This window comes from Vibrio sinensis (genome assembly GCF_003605645.1).
Lineage (GTDB): Bacteria > Pseudomonadota > Gammaproteobacteria > Enterobacterales > Vibrionaceae > Vibrio > Vibrio sinensis.
The window spans coordinates 148,679-165,461 of record NZ_QVMU01000005.1; the positions used below are offsets into that span (position 1 = coordinate 148,679).

At 38.6% G+C, this 16,783-nt stretch carries 16 protein-coding genes; 4 read left to right on the forward strand and 12 right to left on the reverse strand.

Annotated features, from left to right (window positions below; translation table 11 throughout):
- Positions 1 to 480 precede the first annotated feature (480 nt).
- A complete protein-coding gene (gene rfaD / locus DZ860_RS08225; RefSeq protein ID WP_120030451.1) occupies positions 481 to 1,422 on the forward strand; it encodes an ADP-glyceromanno-heptose 6-epimerase in 942 nt (313 codons plus the stop codon).
- A 78-nt stretch (positions 1,423 to 1,500) separates the two neighbouring features.
- A complete protein-coding gene (gene lpxM / locus DZ860_RS08230) occupies positions 1,501 to 2,457 on the forward strand; it encodes a lauroyl-Kdo(2)-lipid IV(A) myristoyltransferase (RefSeq protein WP_120030452.1) in 957 nt (318 codons plus the stop codon).
- A gap of 38 nt (positions 2,458 to 2,495) precedes the next feature.
- Here the strand turns inward: lpxM and DZ860_RS08235 are convergent, their stop codons facing one another.
- From DZ860_RS08235 to DZ860_RS08255, 5 genes are read right to left on the reverse strand one after another with little or no spacing between them, the layout of a single operon-like run.
- Positions 2,496 to 3,377, reverse strand: coding sequence for a WaaS/CpsH family glycosyltransferase (locus DZ860_RS08235; protein WP_120030530.1), 882 nt, complete (start codon positions 3,375 to 3,377; stop codon positions 2,496 to 2,498).
- 8 nt (positions 3,378 to 3,385) lie between these two features.
- Positions 3,386 to 4,354, reverse strand: coding sequence for a glycosyltransferase (locus DZ860_RS08240; RefSeq protein WP_120030453.1), 969 nt, complete (start codon positions 4,352 to 4,354; stop codon positions 3,386 to 3,388).
- Between the two features lie 21 nt (positions 4,355 to 4,375).
- Positions 4,376 to 4,864, reverse strand: coding sequence for a pantetheine-phosphate adenylyltransferase (gene coaD / locus DZ860_RS08245; RefSeq protein WP_120030454.1), 489 nt, complete (start codon positions 4,862 to 4,864; stop codon positions 4,376 to 4,378).
- A 54-nt stretch (positions 4,865 to 4,918) separates the two neighbouring features.
- Entirely contained in the window at positions 4,919 to 5,992 is a 1,074-nt protein-coding gene (locus DZ860_RS08250; protein WP_120030455.1) for a glycosyltransferase family 9 protein, read from the reverse strand.
- On the reverse strand, positions 5,985 to 7,085 hold the full coding sequence (locus DZ860_RS08255) for a glycosyltransferase family 9 protein (RefSeq protein WP_120030456.1): 1,101 nt from the start codon (positions 7,083 to 7,085) through the stop codon (positions 5,985 to 5,987). Before DZ860_RS08255 ends, DZ860_RS08250 begins: the two co-directional genes overlap by 8 nt.
- A 71-nt stretch (positions 7,086 to 7,156) precedes the next feature.
- On the opposite strand from DZ860_RS08255, the gene DZ860_RS08260 reads away from it, so the two are divergent.
- Together DZ860_RS08260 and DZ860_RS08265 are read left to right on the forward strand one after the other, a co-directional pair.
- A complete protein-coding gene (locus DZ860_RS08260) occupies positions 7,157 to 7,867 on the forward strand; it encodes a 3-deoxy-D-manno-octulosonic acid kinase (RefSeq protein ID WP_120030457.1) in 711 nt (236 codons plus the stop codon).
- 2 nt (positions 7,868 to 7,869) lie between these two features.
- Positions 7,870 to 9,822 (forward strand): acyltransferase family protein, encoded by a 1,953-nt coding sequence (locus DZ860_RS08265; protein ID WP_120030458.1) that lies wholly within the window; start codon positions 7,870 to 7,872, stop codon positions 9,820 to 9,822.
- Positions 9,823 to 9,865: 43 nt separating this feature from the next.
- On the opposite strand, the gene DZ860_RS08270 is transcribed toward DZ860_RS08265, so the two are convergent.
- Genes DZ860_RS08270 through DZ860_RS08300 form a run of 7 tightly spaced genes read right to left on the reverse strand, consistent with a single transcriptional unit; the run spans position 9,866 to position 16,733 of the window.
- Positions 9,866 to 10,747 (reverse strand): hypothetical protein, encoded by an 882-nt coding sequence (locus DZ860_RS08270; RefSeq protein WP_120030459.1) that lies wholly within the window; start codon positions 10,745 to 10,747, stop codon positions 9,866 to 9,868.
- A 12-nt stretch (positions 10,748 to 10,759) separates the two neighbouring features.
- A complete protein-coding gene (locus DZ860_RS08275; protein ID WP_120030460.1) occupies positions 10,760 to 11,500 on the reverse strand; it encodes a glycosyltransferase family 25 protein in 741 nt (246 codons plus the stop codon).
- Complete coding sequence (gene waaA / locus DZ860_RS08280) at positions 11,497 to 12,819, reverse strand: lipid IV(A) 3-deoxy-D-manno-octulosonic acid transferase (protein ID WP_120030461.1); 1,323 nt, start codon at positions 12,817 to 12,819, stop codon at positions 11,497 to 11,499. The genes DZ860_RS08275 and waaA overlap by 4 nt, the downstream gene beginning before the upstream one ends.
- Positions 12,820 to 12,823: 4 nt before the next feature.
- Positions 12,824 to 13,867, reverse strand: coding sequence for a lipopolysaccharide heptosyltransferase II (gene waaF, locus DZ860_RS08285; RefSeq protein WP_120030462.1), 1,044 nt, complete (start codon positions 13,865 to 13,867; stop codon positions 12,824 to 12,826).
- Positions 13,864 to 14,796 carry a glycosyl transferase family 90 gene (locus DZ860_RS08290; protein ID WP_120030463.1) on the reverse strand — a complete coding sequence of 311 codons (933 nt, stop codon included), beginning with the start codon at positions 14,794 to 14,796 and terminating at the stop codon, positions 13,864 to 13,866. Before DZ860_RS08290 ends, waaF begins: the two co-directional genes overlap by 4 nt.
- Complete coding sequence (locus DZ860_RS08295) at positions 14,774 to 15,994, reverse strand: O-antigen ligase family protein (protein WP_120030464.1); 1,221 nt, start codon at positions 15,992 to 15,994, stop codon at positions 14,774 to 14,776. The genes DZ860_RS08290 and DZ860_RS08295 overlap by 23 nt, the downstream gene beginning before the upstream one ends.
- Positions 15,975 to 16,733: a glycosyltransferase family 25 protein gene (locus DZ860_RS08300; protein WP_120030465.1), complete on the reverse strand. Its 759-nt coding sequence runs from the start codon at positions 16,731 to 16,733 to the stop codon at positions 15,975 to 15,977. The genes DZ860_RS08295 and DZ860_RS08300 overlap by 20 nt, the downstream gene beginning before the upstream one ends.
- Positions 16,734 to 16,783 lie beyond the last annotated feature (50 nt).

The following is a 16,783-nucleotide window of genomic DNA, read 5'->3' on the forward strand; positions in this document are numbered from 1 at the left end:
TTCAAGTTGAACAATAGCAAACCGTTAGTTGTAAACTCTAAAAGTAGCTAGCATAAGACTTTGATGTTATTGCACTTCAAGTGATTATGTAAGATCGAAACTCTTCGATAATTCTATTTAAGAAAGCCAATTTATGATCGCCTCATGTAATTATTTTTCGCAGCTTTTCCTAGGCTATCTCAATAACACTATAACGATAAAATACGCTACCGCCCTTGAGTTACGCCCTCAAAAGCAGATACACAAATTTTGTTTAATTTCACCGCGCCAAATTTGCGCTGAATTTTACATGAAATGATACCAAAACACCAACGCCCCCCAAATCCAACACTCTTATGGCACACTATGTCAGAAATGCATCACAGACGACTTAAGGCATTGTAAATCAACGCCTCTACTATCGAGAAACATCACTCATAGCATCCATTACTCCGACAATGATATACTTTAGTAAACTTATATAAATTGATAGGAAACCGTATGATCATCGTAACTGGCGGTGCTGGCATGATTGGCAGCAACATCATTAAAGCGCTTAATGAAAAAGGCATACGAGATATCCTTGTGGTCGATAACCTTAAAAATGGCCGCAAGTTTAAAAACTTGGTTGATTTGGATATTGCCGACTATATGGATCGTGATGATTTTCTTACCCAGATTATGGCGGGTGATGATTTCGGCCCAATTGATGCTGTATTCCATGAAGGCGCTTGCTCTGCAACCACAGAGTGGGATGGCAAATATGTCATGCTAAACAACTATGAATACTCAAAAGAGCTACTTCATTACTGTTTAGAACGTGAAATCCCATTCCTGTATGCTTCTTCTGCAGCAACTTATGGTGAAACTGACATATTCATCGAAAAGCCTGAGTATGAAGGTGCTCTCAATGTGTATGGCTATTCAAAACAGTTATTTGATAACTATGTACGCTGCCTTGAGCAAGATGCAAAAGAACACAACGAAACACTGTCTCAAATTACCGGTTTCCGTTACTTCAACGTTTATGGCCCCCGTGAACAGCATAAGGGATCAATGGCATCCGTTGCGTTCCACTTAAACAATCAAATGAACGCAGGCGAAAACCCTAAACTGTTCGCAGGTAGCGCCACTTTCCAACGTGATTTTGTCTACGTTGGTGATGTTGCTACAGTGAATTTATGGTTTATGGAAAGTGGTGTCTCAGGTATCTTTAACCTAGGTACGGGCAATGCGGAATCGTTTGAAGAAGTAGCAAAAGCGGTAATTAAATATCATGGTAAAGGCGAAGTGGAGACTATTCCATTCCCAGAGCACCTAAAAGGCGCCTACCAAGAGTTTACTCAAGCGGATTTAACTAAACTACGCGCTGCAGGTTGCGAGCATAAGTTTAAAACTGTAGCTGAAGGCGTAACTGAATACATGGCTATTATAAACGGCTAAGATGGTTGCTTAGAGCTAGTTTCTATAGAGGCTCGGTAGTCGCTCTACCCTGCCTCTATAATAATTTATTTGAGAATTATGAATACTAAACGTAATGACTACGATCCAAAAGCGTATAACCCAAGGTTTCAGTGGGGCTTTCTCGCTCCCAAATATTGGGGAGTCTGGCTTGGCTTAGCTATCGGATTACCTCTGTCTCTACTACCCAACAACACTCGAGTTTCGATTGCTCGATTCATTGCGAAAAAGCTAACCAAGAGACAACGAGGCCCTGTTCAGAAAGCCAGAATTAACTTAGCGCTTTGTTTTCCTGAAAAATCGGAACAAGAACGTGAGAACATTATCGAGCAGTGCTTTATTACTGCAGGCACTTTTTTAATTGGTTTCCCAGCGATTTCTTTGCGTAGTAAACAATGGCTAGAGCGTAATTCAGTTATCTATGGCCTAGAACACTTAAAAACCCTACAGTCGCAAGGGCAAAGTGCCATCTTACTGGTACCCCATTCTTGGGCCATTGATATTCCAGCGATTTTACTCGCATCCCGTGGATTACCTGTTTCGGCCATGGCCAACAGTCAAAAAAACCTTTTGATTGATTGGTTAATGCACAAGCAACGCGTGCAATATGGTGGTCGAGTTTACGATCGCAGTGGCGGTATCAAGCCTTTTATTAAGTCGGTCAAAGATGGTTATTTAGGTTACTACTTGCCCGATCAAGATCATGGCCCAGATCAGAGCGTATTCACTGATTTTTTCGCTACAGAAAAAGCAACCCTTCCCGGTTTAGGAAAACTAGCCAAGGTGAGTCGCGCTAAAATTGTGCCACTATTTGCTAGTTACAATACTGCCACCGGAAAGTACGAAATTGAAATTAAAGCACCATTAGATGATCTTTCTGGTGATGAAATGCAAGACGCTCGCGTTATGAATCAAGTCGTCGAAGAGTTTGTTACGCCAAAACCTGAACAATATATGTGGATTCTAAAATTACTTAAAACTCGCCGTGATGGGAACGATCCTTACGTGGGGTACTAACTTATATGGCTAGTATCATCGATACCGGCCATATGATTTTATGATTGCATATTCTTAACATCTTCAAGAATATGCTCATATACTGTGTTTACCTTATACTCATTAATTTGCTCAAACACCGATTCATCAAATGGCTTGGCCATAAAGTCATCTATCATGACTTTCAGCTCTTCTAGCGTTCGAAATAGTAGAACATTGTTCTCTCGATACAAGAAATGCTCTATTAAATAAGGGTTATTGGTGATAATTTTTTTTCCAGCGTATAAGGCTTCAATATATCGCATCGTGTTAGATGATTGTCCATCAATGGCTATCTCCAACACACATTTTGAATTAAGCAACTCAGACAAGTATTCCTCATAAGAAAATTTCGGTGATTTATCAAAAACAATAAAGTTACATTGGTAACTTTCTAACACTTTCGATAAATTATTGATTACTCCCTTTCTTCCTTTATCTACACCGACAAAACTAAAGTCATAATCATTACTTTCATTATACTTTGAAATTAAATTTAAGCTTGGAATCGGTACATTAAATTCTCTAAATTTATACTTTATTGAGTCACCTTTATCAAAGGTGTAGTTGATGAACTGCTCCGTTTCAGGTAAAAAACTCCCATCAAATACATTTCTAAATGTAATCACTTTAGGTATATTAAATTTTTTAACAGCTTTAATATCTCTCAAAGTATCAGTGGAAAATATGACATCAACGTTTTTTATTCTCCTAATTTCTTTACGAATAAAATACCCATAAATTGAGTGGTACAGCTCTTTCCTAAAAAAACACACCGCGGAAATACACTTAATTTTCCACTTGGGAAGAACTATGTGATTTTTTTCATAACAACCACTTAATGCGTCAATTTCCATTTTTTCATAGCTTTGTTTATAGCCAACAAACACTAATTTTTTCATTTTATTATTCATCTGATATAAGAGAGCTTTTTAAAGCTATCGATTACCTTACCCATATTTTGGTTCAAGACCTGCCCATTTAATACCTTTTCATACTGCACTAAATAAGCTTTTGCCATCACATCGGCGTTAAATCGATCTCTTGCGTACTCATGACATTTTCGACGAGAAAGTTGTTCTGAGTTTTTGACCGCATCAACTAATTCATTTTCATTAACAGATAATACGCCGATATTGTTAGGCACCAACTCTGGTAAAGAGCCATAAGGCGTACCAAAAACAGGGCAACCAAAAAACAAACTTTCCGTAATCGCTAAACCAAAGGGTTCATGCCATGTCACTGGAAATACCAAACCTTTTGATTGCGTCATTACTTTTGATTTGGTGACATCATCTACCATGCCCATAAATCGCACATGACGATCTAATGTAAAACGAAATCCCATTTTGAAATTTAAGCGATGCCCGCCTAGAACATCTAAAGATTGCTGCGCCTTACGAGTAATATCTATCGCCCCTTGCACATTCTTCACGCGCCAAGCCGCTTTACCTAAAAAATGAAATCGCTCACGCGAGCAATTCAAGTCAGGTTTTAGATAATTATCCCAATTTAATCCATTATAAACATACGCTTCAGCGCCATGGTTTTTGGCGTGTTGTGAAGAGACAAAAATCGTGTTCGCATCGATAGGCCCATGAGCGTTACCGTGCTGAGTTATAACATAAGGCTTTGATATCGCTTCAAACTGCGAATGAAAATGCACAACATCAATATCGTCAGGAATCTGATTATCCAATGGCAAATCAGGATTATATTCAATGACACGAGCCCATTCACAATGAGTGCCTTTTCCTGCCAGTAACGTAATACGATGTTGAGCTTGATATAATGCATATACCAAATCCCAAATCACTCGTTCTGTTCCACCATAATTAACAACAGGTAATGTCGCATGGGTGTAAATTAAAATATGCATGAAATTTATTGAGAGCCTTTGTTAGTGACCTTTCACTTTGATTTTCGCCATAATGGCTTGGTGTACATTGTCTGGAACAAACTGTTCCACATCCCCACCATGGATCGCGACTTCTCGAACCAAAGTAGAAGAAAGAAATGCATACTCTTCCGATGGTGTGAGAAACAAGCTTTCCAGATCAGGTTTCAAACGGCGGTACATCGTTGTTAAACCAAATTCATACTCAAAGTCCATAGTTGTACGTAGTCCACGAATCAAGATATTGGCTTTCTGATCCGTTGCAAAGTCAACAAGTAACCCACTAAAGCCAGCAACCGAGACATTGGGTAGTACACTGCATGTTTGTTGTAATAGTGCGACGCGCTCGTCTAGTGTAAACAAGGTATTTTTACTTGGACTAGCGGCTACGCCAATAACAATATGATCAAATAGCGTGGCTGCTCGTTTAATCAAATCAAAATGACCGTTAGTAACGGGATCAAACGTCCCTGGATAAATGGCTATACGCATACGCTTTCTATACCTTTTTCTCTTTTCGCTTAACTTAAAGCTTAAGTATGATCTTTAAGCTTCGGCTTTATTAGATAAGATGGATTGAGAGTTTACTAGAATAGGCTCAAGTTGCTCAATGACGGCCTCTACAGAGATGCGTGCCATTAGATCTTTGCCTTTCACACGCGTCCCCCAAGGTAAATCATTCACTCGTTTGCCATATTGCTCTAAAGTCACTTGTTCATAAACCGATACTGTATGGCCAAGGCTATTGTAAGGTCCGGTTCGATTCGGATTACTGTGAGCATAAAGCCCAATAACCGGCGTACCTTGTGTTGTCGCTATATGGGCGGGGCCAGAGTCGGGGGCAATAACAACCGTCGCTTTTCTTAAAACAGCCGTAAGCTGTTTTAGCGTGGTTTTCCCGACCCAATTGAGTAATGGTGAAGTCGCATATCCAACGATTTCATCAGCCAGTTTTTGTTCTCTTTCTGTCGGTCCACCACAGAGAACGACCTGATAACCCTTTTCATGAGCAAAGTCGGCGACCTGTGCATAACGCTCTGCTAACCAATTACGTTCATCTTTACTAGCTGCTGGGCTAATCACGATAAAGGGCTTATCTTCTACACAAGCGGTAATCGCTAAATCTTGTTCAGATAAAGGAATAAACCAAGATGGCCCCTCTGATTTACACCCTAAGAAATCAGCGAATTGTGCAAAATTATCGAGTACATGAGGCGCTTGGGTTGCCGGTAATTTCTTATTGGTAAAAAGCCATTGCGCTTCTTTTCGCGCGCGAGACCAACTAAAGCCCAACTTAATTTTTGCTTTAATTCCTAACGTTAATAAGCTTGCTCGCAGCGCTACTTGCATATGCAATAAATAGTCAAAGCGTTCACTACCTAACTGCGCCCATACTTTTCGCATTCCAGCAAAGCCTTGCTTTTTATCGAACACCACAACTCGTATGTTAGGTAAATCCCCCAATAATTGAGCTTCAATCTTTCCCATTACCCAAGTCACCTTGCATTCAGGGTAAGTGGCTTGAATTCGCTGTACAGCTGACAATGCATGACAAACATCGCCGATCGCCGACAAACGTAAAACACAAATAGAGCTAGGGGCGAGAATCTTTCTACTCATAAGAATCTCCAATCGGAATTCTAGCTTTTATCGCCTCAATCACACTTTGAGGTTTAATATCCTGCAAGCAAGGAGAGTAAAAATCATCACTGATTGCACATTTGTTTTTATAGCATGGCACGCAACGACGCTCTGACTGCAACAGAGTGACATTACCGATAGTTTGCTGAGCAATTCCGTTTTTATACAAGTTGGCCTCACAATTGACCTTATGCAGATAAGGCCATGGTGACCACATACTCGCTGGAGCAACACTGATCAATGAGATAATCGGTATTGGGTATCCTGACGCCATATGACCAGGACCACTGTCCGGCCCAACAAATCCCATGCTATTTTTTAGCAAGATGGATGTTTGCGCCAAGTTCAGCTGGCCTAATACACTATACAAATTAGGGTGTTGAGGAAGGCGGGCCAAGATCTCATTGACGATCGTTTCATCTCTTTCAAAAGCTGCGCCACTTAACACGACCTTATATCCCATATTAAGCATTCCCTGCACCACCTCAAACCAAGATTCTACAGGCCACTGCTTTATTTCATTGGATGATGGAGCATGAACCACAACATAATGCTCTGGCAAGGAATGGGCAATTGCATCCGGTAATGCGTCTTCCGGTGAAATCAAACGGGGCACGACATCAACGCCAATTAAACGAAGCATGCGAGCACTACGGCTCATTTTATGTTCAAAAACATGCTTTTCAATAATATGCCAATTGAAGATACGCTTCTTTAACCATGCCCCTTTTAGGCTATCATCAACAGCGCCAAGGCGTTTTTTACCAAATATAAAGCTATAAATCGCGGTTCTATCATTCAGCATTTCATTAACCACAAGATCATAACGACCACGTGCACGTAAAATCCGAAAGTAATCTTTAAAACTCGCTCTTGGCGATATCTCTACCAAATTATTTATATCCGGATTAGTCGCAAACACCATTTCCCCTCTCGCGTTAACCAACACATCGATCTGGGCATTAGGGTATGCTTCCCTTAGGCTGCGGGTAAAAGTCGTTATTAGTAAGCTATCTCCAATACAGTGAGTCGCAATAACTAATATTTTCTGAAATGAATAAGAATGGCTCATGAATCGTCAGCTGATCTGGTATACTTTTGCGTCTAGTATGCCATAAATAACCGCAACCACGACAGAGATTCATGTTTACTCATCTAGTATTGAACAACACTCACTTTTGGTATGACTCTGCATTATTAAGTGAAGATATACACCGAGTCTTTGATATTCAATTTTGGAAAGAACAACAAGCAGTTCTTGGTTCTGCACAAGGCCGTGGTACAACTTGGTTTGTACAAGGAGATCGCCTCGAATTAGCAATTCGACATTATCATCGCGGTGGTTTATTCGGAAAAATCGTTAAAGATCACTATTGGTTTACTGGCATAAAGAAAAATCGCGCCTTTCAAGAACTGGTCCTCCTTGATACCCTCCACAAACAGGGTGTTAATGTTCCAAGACCTGTCGCAGCAAGAATAATAAAACAAGGCTTTACTTATCAGGCTGATATTATTATTGAGAAAATAGCTAATGCTCGCGATCTTGTCGCTGTCTTACAAGAACAACAACTAGAACAACGAACATTGCATGACATCGGGTGTCAAATCCGTGCCATGCATGATGCTGGTGTTAATCATACCGACCTTAACATTCATAATATTTTGCTCGATGCAGAGCAAAAAGTATGGATTATTGACTTTGATAAATGTTATCGCCAGCAAGGTGAATCTTGGAAAAAAAACAACCTAGATCGCTTACAACGCTCTTTTTTGAAAGAGCAACGTCTCCGCAATATTCCTTTTTCTAATACTATGTGGACAGCAATCCTTGCTGGTTACGAAGAAACGATTTAATTATGAATTTTCGCTATGATATTAACGCATTACGGGCTTTTGCCGTAATCAGTGTGGTTGTTTTCCATTTCTTTGCACACTACCTTCCTGGTGGTTTCGTTGGCGTCGATATTTTTTTTGTTATATCGGGATTTTTAATGACAAAAATCATCGCTACCGGTATCGAGAAGAAGACTTTTTCCTTGGCTCAATTTTATGCAGCACGAGCCAGTCGAATAATCCCCGCTTTAGCCATAATGTGTATCGTCACTCTTATTGTCGGCATGATTTACCTAACACCATGGGATTTAAGAAAGTTAGGCAAGCATATCCTCATGAGTATGGGATTTATCTCGAATATTGCCTATTTAAAAGAATCTGGTTACTTTGATGTCGCAGCTCAAGAGAAGTGGTTACTACATACTTGGTCACTTTCTGTTGAATGGCAGTTCTACCTCATTTACCCGATAATAATCTTGGCCATAAAAAAACTATTTAGCATTAAATACCTAAATAAATTACTTTGGATATTGACCGCTTTTAGTTTTGTCCTATGTCTAATTTATGCAAAAGTCGACCCCTCATCTGTTTATTACACATTGCCAACTCGTGCTTGGGAATTATTACTCGGTGGGGTCGCCGCGACACAATTGTCTTATAAAAAATCATCACTAAAACATGTTAAAGCCATTAATGTTATAAGTTTTTTTGCTCTGATTGTGAGTATCTTTATTTTCTCAAGCTCTAATGTTTGGCCAAACTACTACACGGCATTGCCGGTCCTTGCAACGGCAATCATTCTCTATATAAATCAATCAAGTTCTACAGATTACTTAAGTAATCGTGTAATAAATAGTCTAGGGTTATGGTCATATTCGATTTACCTCTGGCACTGGCCGGTCAATGTTTACATCAAAACACTGACAAGTAACACCAACATAATCAATTTATTGGGCCTGAGCATTTCAATATTGTTAGGCTTTATTTCTTATAGAAGTATTGAGCAGTATCGACCAAAACTACAAAATATCAGCCTGAAAACAGTCCTTACTTACCCACCATTCTTGTTAATGTTGCTGACAGCACTACTTGGTCAACTGGTTTATGACAGTAAAGGTATGCTGTGGAGATTAACGACACAAGAGTTAACAATTGCGGATGCTATAAATGATCGCAATCCTCAAAGTAAGCAATGCCATGTCGAATTTGGTGATTCTCCTGAGTGCCAATACGGCAATGGTCCTATTGGTGCTATTGTTCTTGGTGATAGCCATGCGCAATCAGTAGTTAGAAGCATAGAAAAATCGGCACCTTCAAAAACCTCTACTTTAGATTGGACTCGAAGTTCTTGCCCAACCATTAAAAATGTCAAACGTGAGTTGAATGGAGGAGAGGTGTCACCCGAATGTGGTTTATTCATTGAATCTTCGATAAATAAGGTTAAATCTCTTTACCCCGGCATTCCTGTTTTTATTATTAATAGGACGGCTCTCTACGTTTCGGGAGCAAATGATAATGATTGGAAAGGATTGCGCCATAAGGCAAATCTCATTATTGATGACAAAAAATATCAAACACCTACACAAGATTATGAGTTAGGGATATTAGAATCATTTAAAGCGACTGTCTGTGAAATTAGTCAATCTAATCCTGTCTATTTGCTTAAGCAAACCCCAGAGCTTAGAGATAATGTTCCAAAGACAATGTACAAAAACTTACTTCAAGGAAAGGATGATATCTCTGTAAGTATTACACTTAATGAATATCAAAGAAGAATTGAACCACTGAACAAGTTGTATCAAGAGCTTGAAGCAGATTGCAACGTCACTGTTTTAGATCCTGCACCATGGCTCTGTGATGAAACATCATGTGATGGCGATATAAACAATAAGCCTATGTATTTTGATGATGACCATTTAAGTGAGTATGGTGCTCAACAATTAATCCCTCTATTTAAGCAGGCATGGGGGAAGTAAAATGGGAGCAGTTGCTCCCATCATAAGTAAAAATAACTATAAATCACTTGCTTGAGGTATTTTTAAATAACGCGAGTAACTTTTTCTTCTTTTTGTATATATGTCCACGAATAACTTCTGATAATGGACGAGCGAAACTCACTTTTTTCGCTCGTTCTATTTGTTCTTCAAAAGATAACTGCCCATATTGTGCAAAAAATCGCTGAAGGACTTTACGACCCCAATCTTTTCTTCCACTAGTTGAATAATGATTTAACCAGCTTTTTGCTGCGACTAATTCAACATCACGAGATAAAGCTTCAGATAACGCATATTGTTCCAGTGTATGCGCTCTGCATCCATTTTCTCTAAGAGTCGTGATAAGCATATCAGCATAATCTAGACTGTTAATCATTGACCCAGTCACACCAATAACCGCTGACGCCCACATAGTGGATTTATCAGTTACACGATAAGAACTACCATCTGCTAATAGGTGATTTTTGTTCCGTATTATCGCGTATTCATTCGATTCAGGTAGATCATTGATCTTTACTTCAGGAAAATACATCAACGCCTTTTTTGATGTTATCGAATCAAAATAGATATTAGTCGCTTGAGTGAAGTAAGTATCCGTATCTAGAAAAACCAACTTATCTTCAGGCTGTAAGTTGATATATTTTGAGATATATTTCAATCCTCGATTTTTAATACGAAAATGATAATTATTTCCTAAGCTCCAATCATTCTTTTGCTCTGAAGTTATCGGAATTACGAGAATTGGTAAATCATCAAAATGTTCTGTTTCTTCTGTTAGTACGACGACTTGTGGCCGATTCTTGCCATGCCAGTTTGCTAAAAAAGACAAAATACCAAAGCGAGCACCTTGATAATAAGTAAGATCATGTCCATAAATAACAAATGTTAGATACTGTTTTGATTCCATCCTGTCGTCGCCCTAATACTTATCTATATTCTGAAATAGTGCTTTTTGCTTATTGCTAAGATGACTGCGTACATGTGTTCTATAATTCTCTTTAAACCAACTACGAACTGTTGCATATAAGCCTGCCGTTCTACCACTTAACTCACTTGCAAAAAGACCAGTTTTACTTCCTTGTCTTACCAACGGTGGATGGGTCCAATAAATATTATACTGTAAATTTTCTCTTTCATTGCCGATTAAACCATCTATTGGAGCATTGGTAACCGTACTTTCTAAATACTTAACCATTCGCTTTGCAAACTCTAAATCGTACAACAAACCACCCGTCAATTTATTTGTTTTGCATAAATAAAGGTTCTGATTAGGCTTACGAACTGAGAAAGGTACTAGATTAGAGGCTTCTTCTATATTAACAACAAAACCTTGTTGTCCTTGCACTTCCTCTATATAAGTATTTAACTTAGTGACAAAGTCAGGGACCAACAATGCATCATCTTCCAATACCAAAACTAAAGGAATATTTTCATCAACCACTTTTTTCATTACTAGGTAGTGCTTATATAAACACGACATCTGCGGAAGATTCAGATCGTTAGAAAAAAACTCATGACGAATTTCTTCACTCAAATCATCAATATCACCACGCAACATATATTCATAATCAGTTAGACCGACTTGCGGAAGATGGGTGTCGATATGCTGGCGACGGTCTTCATAACCTTTGCTAACATGGATAATAAACGTTTTGATCATTGTATATTCTTCTTGGTTTGAATCGCATCAATAGCAGAAAGTGTTTTGATCAGTGCGCCTTGATTACGCACCACTACTTCTTTTCCTGCGATCCCTTTTTTAAACATTTCATTTTGGTTTGCTAAATTACTCATTAATACGTCAGCTAATGAAGCACTGTCTTCAACCACTGATAATGCATTTTCTGCCATTAGTTGTTGGGCTAAATCTGCAAAATTGTAATAACTTGGTCCTGTTATACAGAATTTACCGAGTATGGCCGGTTCAATAAAATTATGGCCACCGACTTTCTGGCCAAGTAAGCTACCGCCCATAAACACGATATCGCTTGCTGCAAGCAGCGTCATCATCTCGCCCATGGTATCTGCTAGGTAAACATCTACCGTATTATCTAACTCTTTAGCGCCCAATTGAGTACGGCGAACCACTTTTAGCTGATAGGATTCAACTAACTGAGCGACATCATCAAACCGTTCTGGGTGACGAGGGACTAGTACCAACAGTAATTCTGGAACCATTGCTTTGGCTTGTTGGTAAGCTGCAAGCACGTTTTCATCTTCCCCCGCATGTGTACTGGCGGCAATCCAAACTTTTCGCTCACAGCCCAACTGGTCACGAAGTTGATTGCCTAAAGTGATCGCCCCATCGTCAATCGCAATGTCATACTTTAACGACCCTGTCGTTTTTATTTTTTGTTGACTGACACCAAGAGCGATAAAACGATCTTGGTCAGCCCCATGCACAACAAGTAATTCCGCTAATTTTTTTAATATAGGATCAATTAACAGGCGCAATCTATGATAATTTCTTGCTGATTTTTCAGATAAACGACCATTGACCAAAACAATAGGAATATTTCGATTCGCGACTGTATGTATCGTATTCGGCCAAATTTCTGTTTCTATAATCAGCATCATTTCAGGGTTAACGATACGGATAAAACGACGCACACACCAAGAAAAATCGATCGGCATATAACGGTGAACGATATTATCACTAGCACCAAGGTTTTTTATGATCTTTGCTATTTGTTCAGCACCGGTACTGGTTGTCGTTGTAATCAGTAATGTTTTATCCGGGTATCTTGCTGTTAGCTCAGCAATTAACTTGCTGCTTGCAATAGCTTCCCCGACAGAAACTGCATGTAGCCAAATCACCCCATTGCGAGAGTTTTCAATTTTAAGAGTAAAACCAAAGTGCTCTCTCCAACGCTTACCAAACGAGGGTTTATTTGGCTTAGAGCGATATAAACCCCATAATAGAAGCGGGCTAACCAGAGCAAGCAAGATCGTATATAGGCCACGAGTGATAGCAGTCATGGCTTTAAGCTACCGTTTCAAATTGCTGGATAGCATTAATCACTCTGCTTGGTTGTAAATCCACCAAACATTTTAAATGACCTTTCGGGCAGGTACGTTCAAAACACGGACGACAATCAATATCCGTATTTAGAATTGCTAATTTGTCCGTTAGTGGTGGGGTATATTTAGGAGAACTAGAACCATAAACCGCGACCACATTACCCCCTACCGCCGCCGCAACGTGCATAAGCCCAGAGTCATTACTCACGACTGTTTTGCATGCCCCAATAAGATCAATCGCTTGAATCAAACTCGTGCCACCTGCCAAATTAGCACAGTATTGTTGTAAATCCGGTTCAACCTGCTCAATGATCTGAGTGGTGACTTCGTTATCTTTTGCTGAACCAAATAGCCACACTTGATAACCTTGCTTAATCATTGCTGTCGCAACTTGTGCAAAATGTGCATCAGGCCAACGCTTTGCCGGGCCAAATTCAGCACCGGGACATAAACCAAGGATTGGTCGCTCTTGATTTAGGTTAAATTGTTTAATGGCACTCTGCTGACTTTCATTATAAATCGTTAAGTGCGGGTAAGGTAAGTCAGCCAACGCACCAAGGCACCCGCTTCCCGTCATTTCAGATTTGGGATGAGCAAGTGCAACGTAACGTTCCAACATATATTGGAATGCTTTTTTGTTGCTACGAATATCATTCAACAAGCCATAACGCATTTCACCTTTCCAGCCAATGCGCTGTTTAATACCTGCGAAAAATGGAATCAGAGCAGACTTAGCCGAGTTTGGTAAAATATACGCCCGATCATAGCCTTGATTCGCTAATGATCTCCCCATCTTATAACGAGTTTTAAGATCGAACTCGCCATGTCCAAGTGGCATTGCCAAGGCTTGATCAATCTGGGGCATTCTTTCTAAGATTGACTTGCACCAAGCAGGGGCTAAAACATCAATTTTCGCCTCTGGATATTGCGATTTTAACTCAATATACAAACCTTGAGACATCACCATATCGCCGACCCATGACGGTCCAATTACTAAAATTTTCATACTTCTTTCTTCTGACGTTGGCCGGACAACTCAAAATAACGTTCTAACACTTTAATGCTGACAAGCTGCTCAAGTTCTTCATTCATAAATGGTTTAAGGTATTCATGTGCATTACGAATGATTTGTTTTGCTTCTTCTGGATGAGCTAGGTAATACTCAATTTTCTCTTCAAAATCGGAAAAATCATCTTTCACTTCGATGTAATGTATACCTGCTTGTAAAGTTCCTTCCATGAACCAAGTTTCAAAATGCATCTTCGGTGTAATGACGACTGAATTTGAAGACATCGCCCACTTTAAGTTAGAAGCAACATCATTGCCCTCTAAGCAAATTAAGAATTTATACTGTAGCTGTTCTTCAACCGACATAAAGGGTTGTTGCCACTCTGGGTGCTCGGAAGATGGGTTAGACTGCCCAGCATCAACTAACGGATGATCAAACAACGCCTGCATAAAACGGATACGATGCGGCTGCGTTACTGCACCGCGAAAGACCGCCATATCCTTTTTATCATCAAATGAAAGCGTATCGTTCACGAAGCGAAAATGACGACGTTTATCCAGTTTAAACAGTACTGAATTTTGATTGTCACCTGCTACTGGCCTCGCCTTAAACAAGGTCGGTAAAGGTTCAATGTGCGTTTCATCACCAAAATAATACTTAAAACGATACTGCTTCGGGAAGTAATGCAAAAACTCTTTTAAATCAAAATAATAAGAGGTATAGCCTTTGCGTCTATAATTTCCAATCTGCGTTTCATTTTCAGGAAGCACAAAAGGACTTTCTACCTTACAGTAGTAGTTCACTCGATTGGTTATTTCTTGAGACAAGCTTTGGTACTTCTTCTCCAACCGACTGCGGTTAAAGTTAAATACGCTCTGTGGAAGAATCTCTAAAGAGGCGTGTTTAAGATAATAGAAGAGCTTCATCCTGCTTCTCCCTTTCATTTTCAAGCATCGTCATAATAAAACCAATCAAGAAGAAATAATAAATCGCAGCCTGAGCATTGATAAATGGAGCATCCGAGAGATTACATATTGCAATAAACCCAGATAGCAAGATAAGTAATATCCAATGATTAGTCTCTCGATATTTCCTTGCCACTATAATTGGATATATAATGAATAATAAAAATATTCCACCGCCCATCAATCCATACATGACAAACTTATCTAAATAACCATTATGGAATGTCATTGTGATGAATCTATGCAACTCTTTATCAATATCTCCTTTTAATAACATTTCGTCAAATTCATACCTAATATCTTTCCCGTAGCCAATAATAGGTTTTTTACACCATAGCTTAAATGCAATTTTCTGCATATTTATTCGGTAACCTATGGATGTATTATAATTCCCATTTTTAATAGAATTGTATTCAGCGACTGTTGTCTCTATCCTTTCTTTTACGATAGGGATATTACTTATAAAGTAGCAACTTAATATTACCAAGCATAAAAAAACAATTGTTTTTAATTTGGATTTTTTTAGTCCATAAAAAAACAACACAAACACAATAATAGAAACAAATGCGATTAAAGGACCTCGAGATTGACTAATCAACAAAGAAGAAAAAGATAATATTAAAGAAAAAATTGACAGCCATTTCAATAACTTATTTAACTGTAAAAAAATAACACCTATTGATGAAACTGAAATTAGCCCACAAATTGTCGCGAATGGTATCGCATTAATAGGCCAAGCTCCTCGATTAAGTAAAGTCATCTCTTGATAATAGTACGCGTATACAAAACACGTTATCGCACTAAAAAATAAAAACCATTGTAAACGTTCAACTGTATAATATTTTTTTGGTGTAATTGATAATAAAAATAAAATACCAAGCGTTGCTCGCAGTTCTCGAGAGTCAAAACCATAAGTTTGATATGCAACGATAGAAAAAACACCACTCACTAATAATGCTTTAATCCAAATACTATTCTTGAAATTTTCTTTTATAACCTCAAACCGGAAATAAAATGTCGATATTAGCGAAACAATTAGAATGATAGGAACCAGGCGCATATCACCATCACCATCCCATAACATTCCAGTGGCCATCCAAAATAATGGTAGTAAAAATATGACACTAAGTGTTTTTTCTTTATTTATGATATTTAACATTTTCAAACACTCTCAGTACTCTTTTATTTATATGACTCCAGATGTATTTTTTGTGATAGTTTTTTATCACAAATTTACATTTATCAATTATTGAATCACCTTCACAATTGATTGAACTAGCAAATGTTCCATTTTTACTACCTTGTTGAACTAGTGCAGGATGAGACCAACAAATATTAAACCCTATAATATCTCTCATTTCACTTTGATAAACATCAATTGGAAGATGAGCCGGATTCAGCAAAAGATAATCATATATTTTTTTAGCTGCAACATAGTCAATAACATACCCACCGGTCATTTTTGTATACTTAGCTAGATAGATATGTTGATTTGCCACTCTATATTTAATAGGAACACTGAGATAAGCACTTTCAATATTAATCAAATAATTTGAATAATTTGAAGCTTCATCAACAACACGCTTGAGCTTATTTGAAAAATCTTTAGCTAAATACGCATCATCTTCTAATACTAGAGCAAATGGTAACTTGCGCTCTACAATCGCTTTATAAACAAGAAAGTGCTTATAAAAACAAGATTTTTCAGGAGCGCTTTGAGAACTGCCTTTAAACAGGGACTCTAATACATCTGTCGTTAAGTCTTTAATATCACCATCAAGCATATACTCAAAACTAGCGAGACCACATTTAGGTAGATGTGATTCAATGTGTTGTCTTCGCTCTTCATATCCTTCACTTACGTGAATCACAAAAACATGCTCAATGGGTTGCACCATTTAAGGCGTCTCCTACAACAATTTAGGCTTAAACAAAGGGAGTAATTATA

Coding starts and splice junctions, on each gene's coding strand:
- DZ860_RS08255 (WP_120030456.1), bottom strand. CDS start 7,085: ATGAGCCATTCTTATTCATTTCAGAAAATATTAGTTATTGCGACTCAC.
- DZ860_RS08295 (WP_120030464.1), bottom strand. CDS start 15,994: ATGTTAAATATCATAAATAAAGAAAAAACACTTAGTGTCATATTTTTA.
- DZ860_RS08260 (WP_120030457.1), top strand. CDS start 7,157: ATGTTTACTCATCTAGTATTGAACAACACTCACTTTTGGTATGACTCT.
- waaF (WP_120030462.1), bottom strand. CDS start 13,867: ATGAAAATTTTAGTAATTGGACCGTCATGGGTCGGCGATATGGTGATG.
- DZ860_RS08290 (WP_120030463.1), bottom strand. CDS start 14,796: ATGAAGCTCTTCTATTATCTTAAACACGCCTCTTTAGAGATTCTTCCA.
- DZ860_RS08240 (WP_120030453.1), bottom strand. CDS start 4,354: ATGCATATTTTAATTTACACCCATGCGACATTACCTGTTGTTAATTAT.
- rfaD (WP_120030451.1), top strand. CDS start 481: ATGATCATCGTAACTGGCGGTGCTGGCATGATTGGCAGCAACATCATT.
- lpxM (WP_120030452.1), top strand. CDS start 1,501: ATGAATACTAAACGTAATGACTACGATCCAAAAGCGTATAACCCAAGG.
- coaD (WP_120030454.1), bottom strand. CDS start 4,864: ATGCGTATAGCCATTTATCCAGGGACGTTTGATCCCGTTACTAACGGT.
- DZ860_RS08300 (WP_120030465.1), bottom strand. CDS start 16,733: ATGGTGCAACCCATTGAGCATGTTTTTGTGATTCACGTAAGTGAAGGA.
- DZ860_RS08275 (WP_120030460.1), bottom strand. CDS start 11,500: ATGATCAAAACGTTTATTATCCATGTTAGCAAAGGTTATGAAGACCGT.
- DZ860_RS08270 (WP_120030459.1), bottom strand. CDS start 10,747: ATGGAATCAAAACAGTATCTAACATTTGTTATTTATGGACATGATCTT.
- waaA (WP_120030461.1), bottom strand. CDS start 12,819: ATGACTGCTATCACTCGTGGCCTATATACGATCTTGCTTGCTCTGGTT.
- DZ860_RS08250 (WP_120030455.1), bottom strand. CDS start 5,992: ATGAGTAGAAAGATTCTCGCCCCTAGCTCTATTTGTGTTTTACGTTTG.
- DZ860_RS08235 (WP_120030530.1), bottom strand. CDS start 3,377: ATGAAAAAATTAGTGTTTGTTGGCTATAAACAAAGCTATGAAAAAATG.
- DZ860_RS08265 (WP_120030458.1), top strand. CDS start 7,870: ATGAATTTTCGCTATGATATTAACGCATTACGGGCTTTTGCCGTAATC.